Raw genomic sequence first — 23,662 nt, forward strand, 5'->3', positions numbered from 1 at the left:
CTCGCGCCAGCCTGGGGCTAATTCTCATGGCTAGTATTTCGGTAAATTGTTGGTTCCCAAACACAAAACACAAATCCTCCCTAGCCCTGATAGAGCCGGTATCCTCGTAACGCAGTGGAGAGATAAAGGCGAAAGCAGGAAAATGATTGATATAAATGCCCGAGCTTTTCGCTCCTAAAAAAATAAAGCCCATGACTAAAACCTGTCTGGAATGCAACGAAAAAATAGTAGGTCGCGAGGATAAGAAATTCTGCAGCGACGGTTGCCGCAACGCCTACAACAATAAAATTAACAAGGACAGCACGAACTTTATGCGCAACGTAAACAATAAATTGCGCAAGAATTACCGGATTCTGTCGGAACTCAATGTGGAAGGAAAATCGAAAACCACTCGGGCCAAATTACTGAGCAAAGGTTTCGATTTTGAATTTTTTACGAATATTTTACAAACCAAAACAGGAAATACCTATTATTTTTTATACGACCAAGGCTACATGCTCTTGGACAATGATTTTTACATGTTAGTCAAGAAAGATATATAATACCACAACTCCAATCTATCTAACCAAAAATGAAAAAGAACTATTCCTCCATTATAGCCGCGGGATTTATCCTGGGAATCCTAGGATTGATTTATGCCACCATGATGCCACAATGGGTTTCTAATGACGAATCCTTGTCGGAATTCTCGACGCACAGGGCTTTGAACCAAATCAAAATCCTTTCGGAAAAACCGCATTATGTGGGTTCTGAAAATCACGACGTTGTGGCCCATTATCTGGAAAAGCAATTGCAAAAACTGGGATTGGAAACCAAAATTCAGGAAGGAACCACACTTTCGGATTGGGGAAATCTGGTGAAATCTAAAAATATTCTGGCCCGAATTAAAGGAACTGATAATAGTAAAGCGTTGTTGTTGCTTTCCCATTATGACAGTGCGCCCCATTCATTTTCGCATGGCGCCAGTGATGATGCCTCTGGAATTGCAACCATTCTGGAAGGATTGCGCGCTTTTTTGCACAATAAAACGCCTCATAAAAATGACATTATTGTGCTTTTTTCGGATGCCGAAGAATTGGGTTTGAATGGTGCAGCTCTTTTTGTTACACAAAGTGATTGGACAAAAGATATTGGTTTGGCATTGAATTTTGAAGCCCGTGGCACTTCCGGACCCAGTTATATGTTGATGGAAGTCAATCAGGGAAATGCCGCATTAGTGCAAGGATTTACGAAGGCGAACCCAAAATATCCCGTTTCCAATTCCCTGATGTACAGTATTTACAAGATGTTACCCAACGATACCGATTTGACGGTTTTTAGGGAACAGGGGAAAATTCAGGGATTTAATTTTGCCTTTATCGACAATCATTTTAATTATCATACGGTACAGGATGATTATTCGCATGTAAAACCAACCACAGTAGCCCATCAGGGAACGTATTTGATGCCGTTACTGAACTATTTTTCGAATGCCGATTTGACAACCATGGATGCTACGGAAGATTACGTGTATTTCAACACGCCTTTTTGTTTTGTAAGCTACCCGTTTGCTTGGATTTTGCCACTTTGCTATGGTGCTTTGGCGTTATTTCTGCTCTTGGTATTTATTGGCTTGGCCAAAAGGATTTTGATTCCGTCAGAAATCGGAAAAGGTTTTTTACTGTTGTTTGGGGCAGTATTGGTTTCAGGCGCAGTCACTTTTGTCGGTTGGAAAATTGCGCTTTCCGTCTATCCTCAATACAATGATATCCTTCAGGGATTTACCTATAACGGACACGCGTATATTGCGGCATTTATTTGTTTGAGTTTAGCAATTGCCTTTTTGTTTTACACGAAATCAAAAACAGAGCAATTAACCTTTAATCATGCCTTAGCTCCTTTATTTCTTTGGATTGCTATCAATTTTGGAATTGCGATCTATTTGCCTGGAGCGGGATTTTTTATCATTCCTGTTTTCTTTGGATTATTGATGTTGGCGTATTTTGTGCTAACCCAAAAAACAAATAAATTCCTGAATCTCTTTTTAAGTGTTCCTGCTCTCCTCCTTTTTATTCCTTTCCTAGTCATGTTTCCTATAGGTTTGGGATTAAAAATTTTAGCTGGAAGTGCCGTATTGACTATTTTAGTTTTCGGATTGTTATTGCCCGTTTTCGGAACGTTTCCCAAGAAAGGCATTTGGGCTGCTCTACTGTTTGCACTAGCTATAGGATGTTTTACGTATGCGCACTTGAATTCCAATTATGAAGTTGGAAAGGCCAAACCCAATAGCCTGCTCTATGTTGTTGATGGAGACCAAAACAAAGCTTACTGGACTACTTATGACACCAATTTAGACCAATGGACAAAAATATATTTAGGCGAAAATCCGAAAAATGCCCTTGCTTTAAAAACGACTCCTTTGTTTAGCAAGTACAATTCTCAGTTTACTTTTATGGCTGAGGCTCCAATGAAAAAATTAGCAAAACCAACTATTGAATTTTTGACGGATTCCATTGCCGGAGCGCAAAGGTATTTAAAAATTAAAATTTCGCCCAACAGAAAAGTAAATCGCTATGATATTTTTGCCAATGAGAATATGGTTTTTTACAATTTGAAGGGGAATAACGCCGAAACTTTGGGGCAGAAAGACAGTTTATACCAACGAAACGGAAAAAAAATAATGAGTTATTATGTGGTTGATAATAAGCCTTTGGAGTTGGAATTCAGCATTTCTAAAAACACGTCTTTCGATATGGATGTAATGGAAAGTTCTTTTGATTTGATGACCAACCCATTGTTTACCATGGAAAAACGCACCTCTTGGATGATGCCTACTCCATTTGTCTTGAATGATGCAGTGGTCATTAAGCAAAAAATAAAACCAACTGCAGTGGCTGTAAAGAAAACTGTTTTAAAAAACATCCCTAAATTTGTGGTCAAAAAAGACAGTTTAATTGTTGTTACCGATACTTTGAAAATACAATAGCCATAAATTATTTTCGTATTCAAAATTCAAAAAATAAAAATGACTAAAATTAGTATTCTGGGTTGTGGCTGGTTGGGATTGCCATTGGCGAAAGCATTGATAGGAACTGGTTTCTCTATAAAAGGTTCTACGACTTCCATTGAGAAACTTCCTATATTGGAATTTGCGGGAATTGAGCCTTTTTTGATTTCGCTACATGCCAATGAAATTGAGGGGAACATCGTTCCTTTTTTAGAAAATTCAGAAATTCTTATTATTGATATTCCTCTCAAATTAAGAGGAAATAGCAACGACCCTTCGGCAACGCACAGGGCGGAATTTGTTGGAAAAATCAGAACCCTGATTCCTTACATCGAAAATTCATCAATTGAAAATGTTCTTTTTATCAGTTCAACATCGGTTTATGGAGAAGCAAATACAATTATAACTGAAGAAACAACACCTAATCCCGACACGGAAAGCGGCAAACAATTGTTTCAAGCAGAGCAACTTTTGCAAAATAATCGTGATTTTAAAACTACGATTGTACGGTTTGGCGGTTTGATTGGGGAAGATAGGCATCCCATTCGGTTTTTGTCAGGTAGAGACAATATTGACAATCCTGAAGCGCCTATAAATTTTATTCATCAAGACGATTGTATTGGTATCATTCAAAAAATAATTGAAACGAACTGTTGGGGAGAAACCTTCAATGCCGTTTCGCCTTTTCATCCGTCGCGTGAAACGTATTACACGCAAAAAGCTATAGGATTGAATTTGGCTTTGCCTAAATTTAGCCATGCCAAACCCTCTGTAGGGAAAACCATTTTGAGCGATAAAGTGGAAACCGTTTTAAAATATAAATTTACAAGAACGACCCTTTAAGTGTTAAACAAAAGTAAAATTCATACCGCTTTTTCTACTAAAATAAACACCATCGGATTACCCGTAATTGCCTTGTGCTGGGTAAGTTTTTTTTGGGGAACTACTTGGATTGCCTCTAAACAAGGCGTAAAACACATGCCCGCATTACAACTTGTTGCCCTTAGACAATTTATTGGCGGTTTTCTTTATGTTTCCTTTTTTTTGCTTAAAAAAGCACCTTGGCCAAAAGGGAAACAATGGAAAACAATTCTTATCCTGTGCGTTCTTAATTTTGTATTCAGTAATGCGCTAAGTACTTGGGGAGTAAAATACATTAGCAGTGGATTAGGCGCCATCATTGGAGCCATAGTTCCTTTATGGATTGTAATTATTACTTTTTTCAGAGGAGAGCGCCTGTCTAGGTTGACTGTTGTTGGCTTAATTGTCAGTTTTTGTGGCGTCTGTGTCATTTTCTACGACCATTTAAAAGATTTTCTACAACCCGATTTTAGATTTGGCATTTTTTTATCTATAACCGCAACAATAACGTGGGCATTCGGAACCCTATATACAAAAAAGAAAGCGGCCAGTTTTAACCCTTATTTTAGTTTGGGCTTACAGATGATCATCTCCAGTATTTTGATTTTTGCTGTTACTGGAGCTACAGGAACCTCGGTGAGCTTGGGTTCTATTCCTGCAGTTTCTTGGTGGGCCATCGCCTACTTGGTTATTTTTGGTGCCATTTTTACTTTCATCGCCTTTATTTATATGCTGCAACATTTACCAGCAGAAATTAGCAGTATTTATGCCTATATAAATCCTATTGTGGCAGTAATTCTAGGATCTTTGTTTTTAGGAGAATCCTTCAATACGGCCATTGCAATTGGCGGTTTCATTACTTTAAGCGGATTGTATATGGTAAATTATGCCCTTAAAAAAGCACGCCGATAAACTATTTATGAACTTTCAGTAGTTTAAATCCAAAAGCGAAACCTTTTAAAAATTGCTTTTTTGTATTTTTGCAACAAATTATAATTATGGCCTCTCTATTTTATAAATATCGAAAATTCTTAGGATTCTTTCTGGTTTTTTCAATAATAACCATTTCCTTATTTTATTCGGCTTTAAAGCCTGAAAAATCATTACCTATCTTTAATCCCGCTGACGTTAACCCTGAATTGGTGGATAGTACGATGCAATATAAAAGCAAATACCACACCATTGCCGATTTTTCGTTTACCAATCAAAACGGGAAAATTGTTACCCAAAAGGATTATGAAGGAAAAATATATGTGGCCGATTTTTTTTTCACAACCTGTGGTTCTATTTGCCCAAAAATGACGACCAATCTAGTGGAAGTCCAAAAAGCATTCCTTAACAACCCAAAGGTGATGTTGCTTTCCCATTCCGTTTTGCCAAATGTTGATGATGTTGCCAAGCTAAAGGAATACGCCATAAAAAATAAGGTAAATGACACCAAATGGAACTTGGTTACTGGGGATAAAAAGGAAATTTATCGAATGGCCCGAAAATCCTATTTGGCGGTAAAACAAGGCAGCCCAAATGAACTTTATGATATGGTACATACTGAAAATTTTGTTTTGGTCGATACCAAAAGACGGGTTCGCGGTTTTTATGACGGAACCAAAAAAGAAGAAATTCAACGATTGATTGTAGATATAAATTGGCTTTGTGAAGATAAAAAATAAAGACTGTTCAATAAGCGAACCAACTGAAAAAATGGTACGCAGATGACACAGATTGAGTGGATTTTCGCTGATTATTAAATAATAAATCCGTTTTGATTGGCTTAAATCCGTGCCATCTGTGTTCCAATTTTTATTTTGGCAGAGGTAACGGATAGTCATAAAAAAATGAGTAAACCTGATAAATATCATTCAAAATTCTTTTTTTATCTGTACTTTTGTAATCTTAATTCAATCTAAATAAGATTTGCAAACAACTATAGCCAACCTGAAAAAAGGCGAAAGAGCCATCATCACCAATTTTGATGTCGAAGCTATACCATTGAAGCTTTTGGAAATGGGTTGTTTGCCAGGAAATATGGTTGAACTCATTCAAATTGCTCCGTTTGGAGACCCTTTATATTTGAATGTTAATGGTTCACATCTTGCCATTCGTATGGAAACTGCTCGCGAAATTGAAGTTGAAATTATTGACCCAAGGACATAGAACGAACCGGTGGAAGAAAAAAGGTGAAATGACTAAAAAAAATATAAATATTGCATTAATTGGAAATCCAAATGTAGGGAAAACTTCGGTTTTCAATCAACTAACGGGTTTGAACCAACAGGTGGGTAATTATCCCGGCATTACCGTTGAAAAAAAGATTGGTTTTTGCAAACTTCCCAATAACATCAAAGCCAATGTGCTGGACTTACCCGGCACTTACAGTTTGAATGCCAGCTCTGTCGATGAAAATGTAGTCATTGAGCTGTTGCTGAATAAAAACGACAAACTCTATCCTGATGTCATTCTTTTAGTAACCGAAATCGAAAATCTGAAGCGAAATTTATTGCTTTTCACTCAAATAAAAGATTTAGAAATTCCAACCATTCTGGTAATCAACATGATTGACCGAATGAAATACAAAGGCATTACACTGGATATTCCATATTTGGAAAATCAGTTAAAAACCAAAATAGCTTTAGTCAGTTCCCGAAAAGGAATAGGGATTGAAGAGTTAAAAAACGTAATTACAACTTACAAAACCATTTCTACAGAACCGTGTTTAAATGCTTCGTCTATTGATGAAGTCTATTTTAATAATCTCCAAAAAACGTTCCCGAATCAGTCCCTATATAAGCTTTGGCTTGTTGTTACCCAAGATGTGAATTTTGTGAATTTGAACAGAACCATTCTGAAAAACAATTCGTTTACAAAAACCAATTCGGAATTAAAAAGATTGCAACAAAAAGAAACCATCAAAAGGTATCAATTTATTAATGAAACACTAAAGATTGGCCAAAAAATTGATGCTTCATCAGCTACCGATTTCAGAAGTAAACTGGACAGCCTTCTCACCCATAAGGTGTTTGGATACGTAATCTTTTTTTTCATATTGTTCGTTATTTTTCAGTCTATTTTTGAATGGTCAAAAACACCGATGGATTTTATTGATCGAACTTTTGCTGCTTTAAGTTCAACATCCAGCGAAAAACTTCCCCCTGGTGCCTTTACCAATTTGATTTCACAAGGTATTATTCCGGGAATTGGCGGAATTCTTATATTTATTCCACAAATTGCCTTTTTGTTCCTATTCATTTCAGTACTGGAAGAAAGTGGCTATATGAGCCGGGTAGTTTTTTTGATGGACAAAATCATGCGTAAATTTGGACTTTCGGGTAAAAGCATTGTCCCATTAATTTCCGGAACTGCATGTGCCATTCCCGCCATTATGGCCACACGAAATATTGAAAACTGGAAGGAACGATTGATCACCATTTTGGTAACGCCGTTTACAACCTGCTCCGCAAGATTGCCTGTTTACGCCATAATAATTGGACTTGTAATTCCAGATAAACGAATTTTTGGTATTATAAACATGCAGGGATTGACATTAATGCTTTTGTACCTCATCGGTTTTGGTATGGCAATACTTTCAGCATTTGTTTTAAACAAAGTATTGAGATTAAATTGCAAAACATTCTTTGTGGTTGAAATGCCCAACTACAAATTGCCGATGTTTAAAAACGTAGCCATCAATGTGGTGGAAAAAACAAAAGCTTTCGTTTTTGGAGCAGGGAAAATCATTTTGGCCATATCAGTTGTCTTATGGTTTATGGCTTCTTATGGTCCAGGAGAAAAATTCAATAACGCCGAGTCTATTCTACTTTCAAAAACAGAAAATAGTACTTTATCCAAATTTGATTTCAAGAACAAAGTGGCTTCTTACAAATTAGAAAATTCCTACATTGGCATTATGGGAAAAACCATTGAACCTGTCATTTCGCCTTTAGGATATGATTGGAAAATTGGCATTGCCATCATCAGTTCCTTTGCTGCAAGAGAAGTTTTTGTGGGAACATTGGCCACGATTTATAGTGTTGGAGGTAGCGAAAATGACACGACCATAAAAAACAAAATGGCTGCAGAAATAAATCCTGATACCGGAAAAAAAATATTCAATTTTGCATCCGGGATTTCATTGCTTTTATTTTATGCTTTCGCCATGCAATGTGCCAGTACTTTGGCAATTACCAAAAAAGAAACTAACTCTTGGAAATGGCCTTTGGGACAACTTGTTTTCATGAGCAGTTTTGCCTATGTTGTTGCCTTTATCGCCTATCAAATTTTAAAATAAACAGTTATGATTCAGGAAATTTTAGCCTTTGTAACTTTAGGAATTGCACTTGCTTTTTTGTTCAAAAAATTCTTTTTTAAAAAGAAAAAAACGGATAAAAATTGCGGTAGCGACGATTGTGCCTGCCATTAAATCACTTTAACAAAAAGGTTGCTCGCAATTTTATTCGAAATAGTTAATTCTTTGTTTTCGACTTTTATTTTCAAGGATAAATCAAAATCTTCTTTAGTAAGAATTTGTATTTTAGAACCCAAGGCAATTCCATTTTTATCTAAATATTTCAAAAACTCGGCTGAGGAATCTTTCACGCCAACACAAATCCCGGGTTGATTATGTGACAATTCAGACAGCAATAATTTTTCAATTTTCAATATTTTGCCATTGGCATCCGGGATTGGGTCACCGTGAGGATCTTCAGTTGGATTTCCCAAAAAATCATCCAGTTTATTGATAAGTTGCTCCGATTTTATATGTTCTAATTGTTCAGCAATGTCATGTACTTCATCCCAAGAAAAATCGAGTTTATCGACAAGGAAAACTTCCCATAAACGATGCTTTCTCACGATCATTTTTGCCGATAAGTTTCCCTTCTCGGTGAGTGAAACGCCTTGGTATTTTTTATAATTCACCAAATCCTTTTCTGCCAGTTTCTTGAGCATGTCGGTTACCGAAGAGGCCTTGGTTTCTATCATCTCGGCAATGGCATTGGTACTGACTTCTGTATCGGAAAGCGTAGTAAGATGGTATATAGTTTTGAGATAGTTCTCTTCTGAAAAAGTCATCATGATATCTGTTTTTAGCCCCAATTACTTCACTTAATTTCCATTTGCAGTGGAGTTCAGTGAACTTCGTTTGCAGTGGAAATCCCATACGCTGCGGCGAATGGATTAGAACGAATAACGGGATTAGCTCCTGAAAAATTAAATTTTTACAATAAGTAACGGTATAGAAATTTTGTGGCGCAGGTTATCTACGGTTGTCCCGAAAATTAAATCTTTAAAACCCGTATGCCCATGCGTCCCCATTACAAGAATGTCAAAGCTACCTTCATTAATGATTTTCGGAATTACTTTCGTTGGTTTTCCAAATCCTAATTGAGTTTCTACTTTATATCCTTTTTCAGAAAGCATGTCTTTGTATTCATCTAATAATTTTTCGTCTATTAAAGTTTCATGATCATCTATATTTTCGCCATAAACTATGGCTCCAACGGTTTCTACAATGTGAATCAGGGTATATTTCGCTTCTATTCCACCCAATTCGAAGGCACTATTTAATGCCACTTCATCTGAGTTTGAAAAATCTACCGTAACAGCAACATTCTTTTTGGCATAACTTCCCATTTTAGAGAATCGAAGTTTTAAATTATGTGGAGAATGATTATGAATATCAATTTTCGATTTAGAAATAAAAGGCTTGAAAATGATATACAGCAACAAAAGAAGGAAACCTGCCGCTAAAGGAACAACTGTTAACCATAATACAACCGGATTCTCGGAAGTTTCGAGCCATCCATTTATTTCATCAAAAACCAATTTGGCATTGAGTGAAACAATAATCAATGCTACTATCCAGCCAGCTATTTGTGTTATTATACTAATATGAAACCCTTTCATTTTCGATTTATCACTGACAAAATGAATCAACGGAATAATGGCAAAACCTAATTGTAAACTCAAAATAACCTGACTCAAAATCAATAATTTCCCTGTGACACCTTCACCAAAAATCGTAATTACAATGACTGCTGGAACAATAGCCAGTAATCTCGTGATGATTCTTCGAACCCAAGGCTGAATTCGTAGATTCAAATAACCTTCCATGATAATTTGTCCAGCCAGTGTACCGGTAATGGTCGAACTTTGCCCAGCAGCAATCAAGGCCACTGCAAATAGTATTGGAGCCCATTTTGTACCCAATAACGGTTGTAAAAATTGATGTGCATCCTGAATTTCTGCCACATTGAACATCCCATTTTTATAAAATGTAGCTGCTGCCAAAATCAAAATAGCGGCATTTACAAAAAAAGCTAAGTTTAACGCAATGGTCGAATCGATAAAATTGTATTTCAGTGCCTGCTTAATTCCAGCAGCGCTTCTATCAAATTTTCTGGTTTGCACCAGAGAAGAATGCAGATATAAGTTATGAGGCATTACCGTGGCGCCAATAATCCCGATTGCAATATATAGTGCCGCTTCATTTGGCATAGAAGGGATAAGTCCATAAATCACTTTTCCAACTTCGGGTTGTGCAAAAATCATTTCAAAAATAAAAGAAATTCCAATAATCATTACCAGTGCGATAATAAAAGCTTCTATTTTTCGGATTCCCTTGTTAATTAAAAACAACAATAAAAAAGTATCTAAAACGGTTATTAATACCCCTTGAACCAATGGAATATCAAATAATAAGTTAATCCCGATTGCCATTCCGAGTACTTCGGCCAAATCACAAGCAGCAATCGCTATTTCCGCTAAAAAATAAAGGATATAGTTGACAAACTTAGAATAGGTTTCACGTGAAGCTTGGGCTAAATCACGTTGCGTTACAATCCCTAACCGGGCACTAAAACTTTGCAATAGCAACGCCATAATATTACTCATTAATAAAACCCAAAGCAATGCGTATCCAAACTGACTTCCGCCTGCGATATCGGTTGCCCAGTTCCCTGGATCCATATACCCCACACTAACCAAATAGGCCGGACCAAAAAATGCTAATATCTTCCTGAACACCGAAGTTTTGTTCTGTGTCAATACCGATTGATTCACCTCTTCTAAAGATTTCCCCATAAATAAATTAAATTATTGATACAAATGTAATTAAAAAATTTGCTGCGTAAAATATAATTTTTAGTTTTGTCTAAAAATTATATTTTACAAATGAAAAATATCCGTCTCTTTTTTGGAGTAATACCAATACTCTTAATTATATTATTTACATCATGTGATGAAAACTATACTAAAACACCTTTTAAAGATGAAGTTTTAGACGGACCATTAGATGGACTTTCTCATGAAGAGTCAGCGCGCTTCTTAAGTGGAGATGCCGCATTCAATCAAGTATTTACCCGCGAAACAGGACTTGGACCAACATTTGTCTCAACAAGCTGTATCAGTTGTCATGCCGGAAATGGCAAAGGACATCCCTCAACTGCACTTACCCGTTTTGGACAAATTGACGAAAGAGGAAACTTATTCCTAAATCTGGGTGGCCCCATATTACAAAATAGAGCGTTACCCGGATTTTTACCCGAACAAATCCCATTTGGAGCTACTTCTGCCAGATTTATACCATCGGTAAATACAGGTTTAGGATTTTTAGAGTCTGTCACAGATGCAGATATCTTGGCAATGGCGGATCCTAATGACAGTGATGGCGATGGGATATCAGGTGTTCCAAACTGGATAAACATTCCAGATTTTGTAATACCTTCTTCAAGTGCCATTTCCCAAGACGGAAAATACATTGGCCGCTTTGGCAAAAAAGCAGCCACTCGCAGTTTATTGCAACAAACGGTAAACGCATTAAATGAAGATATAGGGATAACATCTATATTCAATCCTGTAGACACTCATACTCATCTGGAAATAGATCCTGAAATTGCCACTAGCACCGTAAACGACATTGTTTCTTACCTACAAACGTTAAAAGCGCCTATACAACGCAATCAAAATGATGCAAGTGTCATTAAAGGAGCAGCCATCTTTGAACAAATCAAATGTACGGGGTGCCATAAACCCGAATTAAGGACAGGTTACTCACCTATAAGTGCACTTTCTAACAAAACATTTGCCCCTTATACTGATTTATTATTGCATGATATGGGAAGCGGATTAGACGATGGTTATACCGAAGGAAGTGCTAAAACGCAGGAATGGAGAACTCCTCCGTTATGGGGAATAGGACTTTCCGAAAGTTCCCAAGGAGGAAGCTTTTATCTTTTGCATGACGGAAGAGCAAGAAGTATTGAAGAGGCCATTTTAAAGCATGGAGGCGAAGCCAAAAGCAGGAAAGTCAGCTACATAAACCTTTCACAACCCGATAAAGAAGCGCTACTAACTTTTATTAAATCATTGTAATTATGAACAGAAAAGAATTTCTAAAAACATGTGGTTTTGGATGCTTGGCAGGGCTCTCAGCTCTTACCTTTTTACAAAGTTGTGGTTCATCTCAAATATTGGAAAAAGAGATAATTGGTTCTGATATTTTAGTCCTATTAACTGATTTTGAAATCAAAAAAGGGGAAACAATCAAATATAAGAAATACGTAATCATAGCGAACAAAAAACTAAAGTATCCCATTTGCGTGTATCGTTTTAACGCAGATAATTACAGTGCCTTATTAATGCAATGTACCCATCAAGACGCCGAATTACAGGTTTTTGGAGACAAATTACATTGCTCTGCCCATGGAAGCGAGTTTAATAATAGAGGAACCGTAAAAAGTGGACCAGCAGATAGAAATTTACGAAGCTTTCCAATCATCATAGATAACAATACACTTAAAATATCATTAAAATGAAATTAATATACCTTTATATAGCATTTTTCATTTCCTTAAATTCCTATGCACAAATAGACTCAAGCTTACTAAAAAGAACCCAAAAAGACAGCATAAAACAGGCATTGAATATGGATGCAGTTTACAATCGTCCTTCGTTAAATATTGAAAAAACACCCGTAACCGTTGGAGGTTACCTTGAAGTCAATTGGCAACGTCTTTCCACTGATGGCGTTTCGGAAGGACATCAATTTCAAGCCAGAAGATTGTCCATATTTATGTCATCGGCAATCAGTAAAAGGGTTAAATTTTTGACCGAAATCGAATTTGAAGACGGCGGGAAAGAAATTGCCATAGAATTCGCTTCCGTCGATGTCGAATTTCATCCTTTGGTAAATTTTAGAGCTGGAATAATCGTAAACCCGATTGGTTCTTTTAATCAAAATCACGACGGTCCCAAATGGGAATTTACCGACAGACCCATTTCGGCAACACAAATGTTACCGGGAACTTTTAGCAATGCCGGAGCTGGTTTTTTTGGAAAAAAATACAACAATGATTGGATGATTGGATATGAAGCTTATTTTTCAGGAAGTTTTGATAATTCAATAATTGAGAATACAGAGAACAAAACTTTCTTGGCGGCTGCCAAAAATAATCCAGAGCGTTTTGGTGAAATAAATAGTGGAACACCTTTATTTACAGGTAAAATTGCTATTCGAAACAGTAAAATAGGAGAATTGGGATTCTCCTATATGGGTGGCATTTACAATAAATATCAGGAAGACGGAATAATTATAGACACAAAACGCCGTGTTGGCATTTTTGCATTAGATTTTAACACAACTCTTCCCAAAATAGAAACTTTTATAACTTCTGAATGGGCATGGGTTAAAGTAGATGTTCCAAGCACTTACGGCCAACAATTTGGCAACAAACAATTTGGCGGATTTGTAGATATCGTTCAACCCATATTGAAAAAAAATATTTTGGGTTGGGAAAAAGCGGTATTAAATATCGCCTGTCGATTGGAATATGTTGATTGGAATGTTGGGACATTTAATGAAACTGGCGAAAATATTGGAGAAGATATTTGGAGTGCAATGCCTGCGCTAAGTTTTCGTCCTACATCGCAAACTGTTTTTAGGTTAAATTACCGTTTTCAAAAACAACATGATATATTAGGAAATCCGCCAGCTACTACCGCTGGATTTAACATTGGGATTTCTACTTATTTTTAATGTTTTGTTTGGTGTACCTTTATGGCTTATTTTCAATAAAAACCATCTGAATTTTACATGAAACATTTCGATTACATTTTTACCGGTTCAGGACTATCGGCTTTGATGGTTGTTTATAAAATGGTGCAATCCGGAAAATTTGCAGACAAAACGATACTACTTCTGGACGAAAACACCAAGAACACGAATGATCGAACCTGGTGTTTTTGGGAAAAGCAAAACGTGGTTTGGGAAGAGAGCATTTCTAAAAAATGGAACTTCGCATTGTTTTCTGATAAAAATTTAAAACGTAATTTAGAGTTAAGCCCATATCAATACAATAGGATACGGGGCTTGGATTTTTACAATCAGGTATTCGACCTGATTTCAAAACAAGAAAATATTACTTTTTCGAATCAGAAAATTATTGAAATTGAAGAGGATGAAAATATAATTACTGTAAAAACAGAAAACGAAAATTATACTGGAGGCCAACTTTTTAATAGCATTTACGATAAAAATAAAGTTGAAAACCAAACCAAATACCCTTTGTTGAAACAACATTTCATCGGTTGGTTTATAAAAAGTGAGCAAGCGGTATTCGATCCTGAGCAGGCTACTTTCATGGATTTTTCAGTGAAACAGAAAGGAAATACGCGATTTATGTATGTTTTGCCAACTTCCAGAAACGAAGCTTTAATAGAATACACCCTATTTTCTCACCAACATTTAGAAAAATCGGAATATGAAGCTGAAATTGTAAAATACGTTCAAAAACTTGGCATTACCAATTATGAAATAACTGAAAAAGAACAGGGAAGTATCCCAATGACTTGCTATCCCTTTTGGAAAAACAATACTAAAAACGTAATTAACATTGGGACATCCGGAGGTTGGACCAAAGCAAGTACAGGATATACGTTTAAAAATGCTGATAAAAAATCGACCGAATTGGTGGCTTTTCTTCAAAAAGAAAATGACTTTCGGAAATTTCACAAAAAGACTAAATTCTGGTTTTATGACTTGTTGTTGTTGGATATTTTAGACCGACGAAACGAGTTGGGTTCCCGTATTTTTTCTTCGCTTTTCAGAAAAGGAAACCCAACACAAATCTTTAAATTTTTAGACGAAGAGACTTCTTTTTTGGAAGATTTACAAGTGATTTGGAAATGTCCGAAAGGACTTTTTATTACAGCATTATTTCGTGTGATGTTCAATCCTGATAAATAACAATCAAACTATAACAAAACTTTATAATCCAAAGATATATCTTGCTTTTAAACTTTGTAACTTTGCAAATCAAACTTTTAAATTTAAAATAAAAAATATGTATCCAGAAGAAATGGTAAAACCGATGCGTACTGAATTAACAGATGCTGGTTTTCAAGAATTACATACCGCTGAAGCAGTTGAAAGCGCAATAAAACAAGATGGGACAACTCTAGTAGTTGTGAATTCCGTTTGTGGTTGTGCAGCAAGAAATGCACGTCCAGGAGCCAAAATGAGTTTGGACAATTCCAAAAAACCCACTCATTTGGTAACAGTTTTTGCAGGGGTAGACAAAGCCGCAGTAGATGCTGCTAGAGGATTTATGTTTCCTTTTCCTCCATCATCACCAAGCATAGCCTTGTTTAAAGACGGAGAATTGGTTCACATGTTAGAGCGTCACCACATTGAAGGTCGACCAGCAGAATTGATTGCAGAGAACCTAAAAGATGCTTTTAACGAATATTGTTAATCAAATTCGGAAAACAATAAAAAACCACGAATAATCGTGGTTTTTTTATTTAAAATTCAATAGTAAGACATCAAACTTGTTTGTTTTCCCCTGATTTAAATCCTATTAACTGTCTGTACTTAGATTCCGTTTCTTTTAATTCTTCCTCCAATTGTTTGTATTTGCTAATGTCTTTTATGGTGACCACTGCCGCAACCACTTTTTCATTCTGGTCGATTAAAGGCCTTCCACTGATGAGAACCCGTTTTTTTTCTTTGGCTACTGGATTCCAAAGTACAAGATCAACATCATCAGTAGTTTCACCGTTAAGTGCACGCTCCATTGGTAAGTTTTGAGAAGGAAAAACAGTTCTTTCGTCAGGAAAATACAACTCAAAGTGATCTGATAAACTGGCAGCTATCTGATTATCCTCTTCAATTCCATAAATTTCATTCGCCATGTTATTGGCCATCACTACCTTTTTATCAGAATTTGCCACAAGAACGCCCTCACCAATATTCTCAATAATTAACCGTAAAGTTTCTTCATTCTCGTACAATTCATCAACAGCCTTTTTACTTTCTGTAATGTCCCTGACGAAGCCAATAAATATATAGTGTCCGTCCATTTTTACAGGTGAGATACTTAACGAAACGGGAAATTCAATTCCCTTTTTATTGACAGCTTCAATCTCCATAGATTTATTTAGAATAGGTCCGATTCCAGTTGTCAAAAAATGTTGCATTCCATTTTTATGAGGCTCTCTATATCTTTCAGGAACTATAAAATCAAACAGATGCTTTCCAACAACCTCATCCTTATTCCATCCGAAAACAGTTTCTGCCCTTGGATTCCATCTTTGGATAACACTCTCCGAATCAATTACAATAACGGGCTCAGGGGCTCCATCCAAGATGGTTTGTACTTGTTGATCATTTTCTTGCAGTTTTTGGGTATACAAATTTAACTTTTCTTCATCAGCCTTCAATTGGGTAATATCTCGGGCAACCCCATACATTAACCCAGTTTTCAAATCTACCGTAGCATTCCAATTTACCCATTTGTAGGAGCCGTCTTTACATATCACATAATCGGTAAAATTCACCAATGGTTCTCCTTTTGCTAATTTGCCCACAGCCTCTTTTGCTCGTTCCGGATCTGAAGACAGGGAAAAAATCGATATGGAATCTATTTCCTTTTGGGTGTAACCAAACGTTTTTGTGTAGGCCGGATTAACTTTAATGAAGCGGTCTCCCTTGCCAACAACAAGTATATCAAAGGACATGTTGTAAAAGTTATTGGCCATTTTTACGGACTCTTCGCTTTCTACTAATAGGGTTACATCACGAGCCGCAGCATACACAATTCCTGTTGGAATATCAATAGTGTTTGTCCAATCCAGCCATTTATATGACCCGTCTTTACAATGCGCCCGAGCTCTATAATTGACAACTGTTTCTCCCTCTTGTAATTTTTTTACCGTGTCCGAAAAAATATGAATTTCATCAGGATGCGCAAATGACATCAATGTCTTGTCATTTATTTCCTCTTGCTTATAACCCAAAATTCTAGTGAAAGCAGGATTTATTTTTGAAAAATATCCCAGTTTAATAACCCCGAACAAATCATTGGACATGGCAAAAAATTTCTCTGCAACAGCCAACGTTTTTTGAATTTCCTTTTGTTCCGTAACATCGCGGGCGACTCCGTATAGAAATCCTGTTGAAATATCGGCGGCAGAAGACCATGAAAGCCATTTAATAGACTTGTCTTTACACACCCACCTGATTTCAAATTGGATCGTTATGGCTCCCATCTGAAGTTTAGCAACTTCTTTTTTGGTTATTTCATAATCATCTGGATAAATGAAACTAAAAAAAGGCTGGCTTAATAATTCTTCTTCGGTATAACCCAATATTTTACTCATCGATGGGTTAACCTTTATAAACCGATCCCCGGAAGCAATAACCATAATATCCAAGGACATCTTAAAGAGTCTGCTAATTCCCACCAGTGATTCTTCCAGTTTTTTCCTTTCGGTGATGTCTGTGGAAATACCACCAATGGCATAAATTCTGCCTTCAAAGTCATACAAAGGAAATTTAACTGCAATATAAGTATGTGAGCCGTCAGACTCTTGGATAATTTCTTCGGTTTTTAATTCTTTCAATGCTTTTACCACTTCAAGATCCGAATCCCGGTAAGCGTCTGCAATTTCTTTTGGCAGAAAATCATGATCCGTTTTTCCAATTATTTCTTCATTAGATATATGAAACAAAGACTCATATTTTTTATTTATCAGTAAATATTCCCCATTTATTTCTTTGATGAAGATTGGGTTTGAGGTATTGTCAATAATAGATTGGAGCAGTCGTTTATTTTCAGAAAGCAAGTTTTGGGAAATATTTTTGGCTCGCAATTGCGAACGAATGATAAAATAAACGATAAATAACAAAACGATGGAAAGCCCAAACATAGAGAGCTCTATCCAATTCAATTTTGAATTTAACTTTTGATCATTTTGACTGTCAAGTAGTGAAATAAAAATCCAACCCGAGGCAATGACAACCAATAAATTAATAATAAACCCCAAAAATATTTTCGTTTCAAAAGAAATTTTCATGACTTTACAGTATTAAATTCAACTTATGTCAACTAAAAAAATCTTACATACCTTAAAGTTAAGGATTTACATCTAAACAGCAAATAAAACAAGAAGGTTTTTATTATATGGAAAAATAAAAAATTAACTATTCTATTTGGAGCTGATTCCTGCTGTTTGTTATATCCACGCAAAAAAGCGTGGGATGCCACTTCCATCAGGGCTAGGCTTTAAGATTTACAAGATTGTTCTGTTTCCAAATTTATCCTTACTTTTGCACCAGATTCTTAAAAAGAACAAATAAATTTCTCAACTTAAACGTTTATAGCATGCAACTGTACAACACTTTAAGCGCAGAAGAAAGAGCCATCATGATTGATGACGCAGGGAAACAACGACTTACGTTGTCTTTCTATGCTTATGCGCAATTACCAAATCCCACACAATTTAGAAACGAATTATTTCTGGCTTGGAATCCGCTCGGGGTTCTTGGGCGAATTTACGTTGCCCAAGAAGGAATTAATGCTCAATTATCGCTTCCTGCCGATAGTTTTTATGCTTTTAAAGACACTATTGAAGCGTATGATTTTATGAAAGGTATCCGCCTAAATGTTGCCGTAGAACACGACGATCATTCCTTCTTAAAACTCACCATAAAAGTTCGTGACAAAATTGTTGCCGATGGTTTACAAGACGAAACTTTTGATGTAACCAATATCGGAATTCACCTCAAAGCCAAGGAATTCAATGATTTACTAGAAGACCCCAACACAATTGTTGTGGATATGAGAAATCATTATGAATCAGAAATCGGACATTTTACCAACGCTATAAAACCCGATGTAGATACTTTTCGCGAAAGTTTGCCAATCATAGAAGAACAACTTTCAGAACATAAACAGGATAAAAAATTATTGATGTATTGCACGGGCGGTATTCGATGCGAAAAAGCCAGTGCTTATTTTAAACACAAAGGTTTCGAGAATGTCTATCAATTAGAAGGCGGAATCATAGAATATACACGCCAAGTAAAAGCCGAAGGTTTAGAAAGTAAATTCATTGGGAAAAACTTTGTGTTTGACCATCGCTTGGGCGAAAGAATCACGGACGATATCGTTTCCCAATGCCATCAATGCGGTGCTCCTTGCGACGTACACACCAATTGTGCAAATGAAGGTTGCCACTTGCTTTTTATTCAATGCGAATCGTGCAAATCTAAAATGGAAGGCTGCTGTTCTTCAGAATGCGTGTCAGTAATTCACCTCCCTGAGGAGGAGCAAAAAGCAGTTAGAAGAGGAATTAAAAACGGAAATAAAATATTCAAAAAAGGAAAATCGGAAGTTTTGACTTTCAAAAACAACTCGGAAAGCCACAGTATTTTTGTAGACGATGAGCCAAAAAAAATTGTTCTGAAAGAACCTAAAGTTAAAAAAATCTATATCGGAAAAGGAACTCACTTTTTCCCAAAGGCGAATATTGGTCAGTTCCTGATTGAAGAAAATGAAATCAATATTGGTGATACCATACTCATCAAAGGTGCCACAACCGGAGAACAACAAATGGTAATTGAAGATATGTTTGTGAATGAAATTGCTGCCAAAAAAGCCGTTTCGGGAGACACGTGTACTTTCAAAATCCCATTCCGAATTCGATTGTCTGATAAATTATATAAAATCATAGAATAGCCATGACTCTTACTAATAAAATAGAATTAATGGCTCCCGCAGGAAACTTTGAATCGTTGCAAGCCGCACTGGACAATGGTGCCGATTCAGTTTATTTTGGGGTAGAACAACTCAATATGCGTGCCCGGGCTTCTGTAAATTTTACCATGGACGATTTGCAAGAAATTGCTCGCCGTTGCGAAAGCATAAACGTTCGAAGCTATTTAACGTTAAACACCATCATTTACGACCACGATTTATCAGTTGTAAAAACATTGTTAAACAAAGCCAAAGAAGCAAACATTACGGCAGTAATAGCTTCCGACCAAGCGGTAATCTCAATGGCTAGAGGCATTGGCATTGAAGTTCATATTTCTACCCAATTGAATGTTACGAACATCGAAACCATAAAATTTTATAGTTTGTTTGCCGATACGATGGTTTTAAGTCGGGAATTGAGTTTGCGTCAGGTGAAAAAAATAACGGAGCAAATAGAAAAAGAACAAATTAAAGGACCTAATGGCAAATTAGTAGAAATTGAGATTTTTGGTCACGGAGCTTTATGCATGGCTGTTTCGGGGAAATGTTATTTGAGTTTGCATTCTAATAATTCATCCGCAAATAGAGGAGCTTGCAAACAAAATTGCCGTAAAAAATATACGGTAATAGACCAAGAAACAGGTTACGAATTAGAACTTGACAATGAATATATCATGTCTCCAAAAGATTTATGTACCATTGATTTTCTTGATCAAGTGATTGATTCCGGTGTTCAAGTCTTAAAAATTGAAGGTCGCGGTCGCGCTCCAGAATATGTGGCAACGGTCATCAAAACCTATCGTGAAGCTATTGATAGCTATTATGAAGGTACTTTTTCTAAAGAAAAAACAAGCCTTTGGATGGAAGCCTTAAATACGGTTTACAATCGCGGATTTTGGTCTGGGTATTATTTAGGTCAAGAACTCGGCGAATGGAGCGACGTCTCAGGATCAATGGCTACACAAAAGAAAGTCTATGTTGGAAAAGGAACGCATTATTTCCCAAAAGCCAGTATCGGAGAATTTAAAATTGAAGCTTACGACATTAAAGCAGGGGATAAAATCCTAATAACAGGACCCAACACGGGCGCTCAAGAAATGGTAATAGAAGAAATGTACATTAATGACACCGTTGCTAACAAAGCCACAAAAGGCGACAATTGTACGTTTAAATTGCCGTTCCGTATTCGATTATCCGATAAATTATATAAAATAGTGGAAGCCTAATGGTTATTGTAACATTGCAAAGAGACAAGTGCATTGGCTGTAATTATTGTGTGGAAATGGCGCCATTCCAGTTTCAAATGTCCAAAAAAGACGGGAAATCGGTATTGATTCATTCTCAAAATGCCAAGGGATTTTTTACTTTAAAATCCTATGACCATACTATTATTGAAGCGTGTGAACTGGCGGTAAAAGCGTGTCCGGTAAAAATAATTTCGGTTAAGGTAACCTAAATTTAATGGAAATCTATTTGCGCGAAAATGAAAACCTTACGGATAAAGATTTTTAAGCAGGCTATACGTAGATTCCCTATATTTGGAATAAATTATTATTCCATGAAAAAATTACTGCTTATACTCTGTTTGTCATCCTTTTCTATTATTTACAGTCAAGAGAAAGAGATCCCAAAAGAAAAATCACTTTCAGACAAAAAAAACGAGGTAAAAGTGGGAGGCATTAAACTTTTGGCCGGACCAATATTGGAAGGGACTTACGAATATATTTATTCCAAGGATTTCACTTTTGGGAGTTCGATATTGGTTAACCTACAAAGAGACAACGGTTATCCCGAGGATTTTTCAGTAACGCCATTTGCGCGTTTCTATTTTCAAGAATCTAAGGAATATGGTGCCCAAGGATTTTTTGTGGAAGGGTTTGCAAAATATTATTCCGGAAAGTATGCCAAAATCTATCCTTACACTGAAAATGACAGAAAAAAATTCAGTGCTCCCGCATTGGGTTTGTCTTTGGGAAAAAAATGGGTGAACAACTCTGGCTTTGTATTTGAAATATTAGTTGGCGTAGGAAGAACCCTTGGCAATTCAACTGTTGCGCCAGATGCCGTTTTCAGGGGAGATTTGAATATTGGGTATCGGTTTTAATAAAACAAAAAAATGCTTCTCAATCCGAGAAGCATTTTTGATATAAAAGAATATAAACGAATTAAATCTTCGCTTTCATCAGCCAGTTTTTCATGGAAACCTCGTTTTCTATAATCGATTTCAAGTCTGTGATATTCACGCGATCCTGTTTCATCGAATCTCTATGGCGAATGGTAACCGTTTCGTCTTCTAAAGTCTGATGATCCACAGTAATGCAAAATGGAGTACCCAATGCGTCTTGTCTTCTGTAACGACGACCAACAGCATCTTTTTCGTCATACGCCACATTGAAATCCCATTTCAATTCTTCGATGATTTTTCGAGCCACATCCGGCAAACCGTCTTTTTTTACCAATGGTAAAACCGCCGCTTTTGTTGGCGCTAAAACCGAAGGCAATTGCAAAACGGTTCTGGTTGATCCATCCTCTAAAGCCTCTTCTTTTAATGACGTTGCAAAAACTGACAAGAACATTCTGTCTAATCCTACGGAAGTTTCTACCACATAAGGCGTGTAATTGGCATTGGTTTCTGTGTCGAAATACTGCATTTTTTTGCCTGAAAACTTTTCGTGCGCTTTCAAATCGAAATCGGTTCTAGAGTGAATCCCTTCCAATTCTTTGAATCCGAATGGGAAATTAAACTCGATATCGGCAGCGGCATTGGCATAATGAGCTAATTTTTCATGATCGTGAAAACGATAATTTTCTCTTCCTAAACCAAGTGATAAATGCCAGTTTAAACGGGTGTTTTTCCAATATTCGTACCATTTCATTTCTTCACCTGGCTTTACAAAAAATTGCATTTCCATTTGTTCAAATTCACGCATACGGAAAATGAATTGACGCGCCACAATTTCATTACGAAAAGCTTTTCCGGTTTGTGCAATTCCAAACGGAATTTTCATTCTGCCTGATTTTTGCACGTTTAAGAAATTGACAAATATCCCTTGAGCCGTTTCAGGACGAAGGTATAAATCCATTGCAGAATCGGCAGAAGCACCTAATTTAGTCCCGAACATCAAGTTGAATTGCTTTACCTCCGTCCAGTTTCTAGAGCCCGATTCAGGACATGCAATTTCTAATTCTTCGATTAAGGCTTTTACATCTTCTAGGTTTTCATCGCCAAGGGATTTGGCCATTCTCGCCAGAATTTCATTCTTTTTTGAAAGATATTCTACCACACGTGTATTCGTAGTGATAAATTCTTCCCGATTGAAGGCTTCCCCAAAGCGCACGGCGGCTTTTTCGATTTCTTTTTCCGCTTTCTGGTTTAATTTTTCGGCATAATCCTCAATTAAAACATCCGCTCGGTATCTTTTTTTAGAATCTTTGTTATCAATTAATGGGTCGTTGAAGGCATCCACGTGACCCGAAGCCTTCCAAGTGGTTGGATGCATCAATATTGCAGCATCAAGGCCCACAATATTTTCGTGCATTTGCACCATTGATTTCCACCAATATTCTCTGATATTTTTCTTTAGTTCTACCCCATTTTGAGCATAATCATACACTGCGCTCAAACCATCGTAAATTTCGCTTGACGGAAAAATAAATCCGTACTCCTTTGCGTGCGAAACCACATTCTTAAATAAATCGTCTTGTTTTGCCATAGTGGTGCAAAAATATAAAAAGTGTATTTAAATCACGATTGTATTCAACGATTTTCTTATTTTTATGAACA

At 36.5% G+C, this 23,662-nt stretch carries 21 protein-coding genes; 17 read left to right on the forward strand and 4 right to left on the reverse strand.

All coding sequences use genetic code 11. From position 1 onward, the window contains the following. The first annotated feature begins 191 nt into the window (after positions 1–191). The 8 genes from DB895_RS03950 to DB895_RS03985 all read left to right on the forward strand — a co-directional run bounded on the left by DB895_RS03950 (position 192) and on the right by DB895_RS03985 (position 8,264). The gene (locus DB895_RS03950; protein ID WP_116724051.1) at positions 192–542 is read left to right on the forward strand and encodes a hypothetical protein; all 351 of its coding nucleotides are present in this window, start codon (positions 192–194) and stop codon (positions 540–542) included. A 29-nt stretch (positions 543–571) separates the two neighbouring features. Continuing rightward, positions 572–2,965 (forward strand): M28 family peptidase, encoded by a 2,394-nt coding sequence (locus tag DB895_RS03955; protein ID WP_243694620.1) that lies wholly within the window; start codon positions 572–574, stop codon positions 2,963–2,965. 39 nt (positions 2,966–3,004) lie between these two features. Next, positions 3,005–3,829, forward strand: a complete 825-nt coding sequence (locus DB895_RS03960) for an SDR family oxidoreductase (protein ID WP_116724052.1) — start codon at positions 3,005–3,007, stop codon at positions 3,827–3,829. Beyond that, entirely contained in the window at positions 3,830–4,759 is a 930-nt protein-coding gene (locus tag DB895_RS03965; RefSeq protein ID WP_116724053.1) for a DMT family transporter, read from the forward strand. Positions 4,760–4,845: 86 nt separating this feature from the next. After that, positions 4,846–5,517, forward strand: coding sequence for an SCO family protein (locus DB895_RS03970; protein ID WP_116724054.1), 672 nt, complete (start codon positions 4,846–4,848; stop codon positions 5,515–5,517). Between the two features lie 244 nt (positions 5,518–5,761). Further along, entirely contained in the window at positions 5,762–6,001 is a 240-nt protein-coding gene (locus DB895_RS03975; RefSeq protein ID WP_116724055.1) for a FeoA family protein, read from the forward strand. A 28-nt stretch (positions 6,002–6,029) separates the two neighbouring features. After that, positions 6,030–8,132, forward strand: coding sequence for a ferrous iron transport protein B (gene feoB / locus DB895_RS03980; RefSeq protein ID WP_116724094.1), 2,103 nt, complete (start codon positions 6,030–6,032; stop codon positions 8,130–8,132). A 6-nt stretch (positions 8,133–8,138) separates the two neighbouring features. Beyond that, positions 8,139–8,264: a FeoB-associated Cys-rich membrane protein gene (locus DB895_RS03985; RefSeq protein ID WP_116724056.1), complete on the forward strand. Its 126-nt coding sequence runs from the start codon at positions 8,139–8,141 to the stop codon at positions 8,262–8,264. Here the strand turns inward: DB895_RS03985 and DB895_RS03990 are convergent. Next, positions 8,261–8,914, reverse strand: coding sequence for a metal-dependent transcriptional regulator (locus DB895_RS03990; RefSeq protein WP_116724057.1), 654 nt, complete (start codon positions 8,912–8,914; stop codon positions 8,261–8,263). The two genes, DB895_RS03985 and DB895_RS03990, sit on opposite strands and share 4 nt — an antisense overlap. Before the next feature lie 138 nt (positions 8,915–9,052). Next, entirely contained in the window at positions 9,053–10,924 is a 1,872-nt protein-coding gene (locus DB895_RS03995; protein ID WP_116724058.1) for an Nramp family divalent metal transporter, read from the reverse strand. Between the two features lie 90 nt (positions 10,925–11,014). Between DB895_RS03995 and DB895_RS04000 the strand changes: the two genes are divergently transcribed. The 5 genes from DB895_RS04000 (at position 11,015) to DB895_RS04020 (ending at position 15,594) form a co-directional block, all read left to right on the forward strand. After that, a complete protein-coding gene (locus DB895_RS04000) occupies positions 11,015–12,214 on the forward strand; it encodes a di-heme oxidoredictase family protein (protein WP_116724059.1) in 1,200 nt (399 codons plus the stop codon). 2 nt (positions 12,215–12,216) lie between these two features. Continuing rightward, positions 12,217–12,657: a QcrA and Rieske domain-containing protein gene (locus tag DB895_RS04005; protein ID WP_116724060.1), complete on the forward strand. Its 441-nt coding sequence runs from the start codon at positions 12,217–12,219 to the stop codon at positions 12,655–12,657. After that, positions 12,654–13,877: a hypothetical protein gene (locus DB895_RS04010; protein ID WP_116724061.1), complete on the forward strand. Its 1,224-nt coding sequence runs from the start codon at positions 12,654–12,656 to the stop codon at positions 13,875–13,877. The genes DB895_RS04005 and DB895_RS04010 overlap by 4 nt, the downstream gene beginning before the upstream one ends. A gap of 57 nt (positions 13,878–13,934) precedes the next feature. Next, on the forward strand, positions 13,935–15,086 hold the full coding sequence (locus DB895_RS04015; protein WP_116724062.1) for a lycopene cyclase family protein: 1,152 nt from the start codon (positions 13,935–13,937) through the stop codon (positions 15,084–15,086). A 97-nt stretch (positions 15,087–15,183) separates the two neighbouring features. Next, the gene (locus DB895_RS04020) at positions 15,184–15,594 is read left to right on the forward strand and encodes a BrxA/BrxB family bacilliredoxin (protein WP_116724063.1); all 411 of its coding nucleotides are present in this window, start codon (positions 15,184–15,186) and stop codon (positions 15,592–15,594) included. Positions 15,595–15,664: 70 nt separating this feature from the next. On the opposite strand, the gene DB895_RS04025 is transcribed toward DB895_RS04020, so the two are convergent. Then, positions 15,665–18,196 carry a PAS domain-containing protein gene (locus DB895_RS04025; protein WP_116724064.1) on the reverse strand — a complete coding sequence of 844 codons (2,532 nt, stop codon included), beginning with the start codon at positions 18,194–18,196 and terminating at the stop codon, positions 15,665–15,667. 308 nt (positions 18,197–18,504) lie between these two features. On the opposite strand from DB895_RS04025, the gene trhO reads away from it, so the two are divergent. The 4 genes from trhO to DB895_RS04045 all read left to right on the forward strand — a co-directional run bounded on the left by trhO (position 18,505) and on the right by DB895_RS04045 (position 21,982). After that, complete coding sequence (trhO, locus tag DB895_RS04030; RefSeq protein WP_116724065.1) at positions 18,505–19,860, forward strand: oxygen-dependent tRNA uridine(34) hydroxylase TrhO; 1,356 nt, start codon at positions 18,505–18,507, stop codon at positions 19,858–19,860. 2 nt (positions 19,861–19,862) lie between these two features. Further along, positions 19,863–21,104, forward strand: a complete 1,242-nt coding sequence (locus DB895_RS04035; protein WP_116724066.1) for a U32 family peptidase — start codon at positions 19,863–19,865, stop codon at positions 21,102–21,104. Next, on the forward strand, positions 21,104–21,334 hold the full coding sequence (locus tag DB895_RS04040) for a ferredoxin (protein ID WP_116724067.1): 231 nt from the start codon (positions 21,104–21,106) through the stop codon (positions 21,332–21,334). Before DB895_RS04035 ends, DB895_RS04040 begins: the two co-directional genes overlap by 1 nt. Positions 21,335–21,436: 102 nt before the next feature. Further along, positions 21,437–21,982 carry a DUF3575 domain-containing protein gene (locus DB895_RS04045; RefSeq protein ID WP_116724068.1) on the forward strand — a complete coding sequence of 182 codons (546 nt, stop codon included), beginning with the start codon at positions 21,437–21,439 and terminating at the stop codon, positions 21,980–21,982. Between the two features lie 61 nt (positions 21,983–22,043). Here DB895_RS04045 and DB895_RS04050 read toward each other — a convergent pair whose 3' ends face one another. After that, the gene (locus tag DB895_RS04050; protein ID WP_116724069.1) at positions 22,044–23,591 is read right to left on the reverse strand and encodes a glycine--tRNA ligase; all 1,548 of its coding nucleotides are present in this window, start codon (positions 23,589–23,591) and stop codon (positions 22,044–22,046) included. Positions 23,592–23,662 lie beyond the last annotated feature (71 nt).

Origin of the sequence: Flavobacterium psychrotolerans, from assembly GCF_003097635.1 — a bacterium.
GTDB classification, from domain to species: Bacteria; Bacteroidota; Bacteroidia; order Flavobacteriales; family Flavobacteriaceae; genus Flavobacterium; species Flavobacterium psychrotolerans.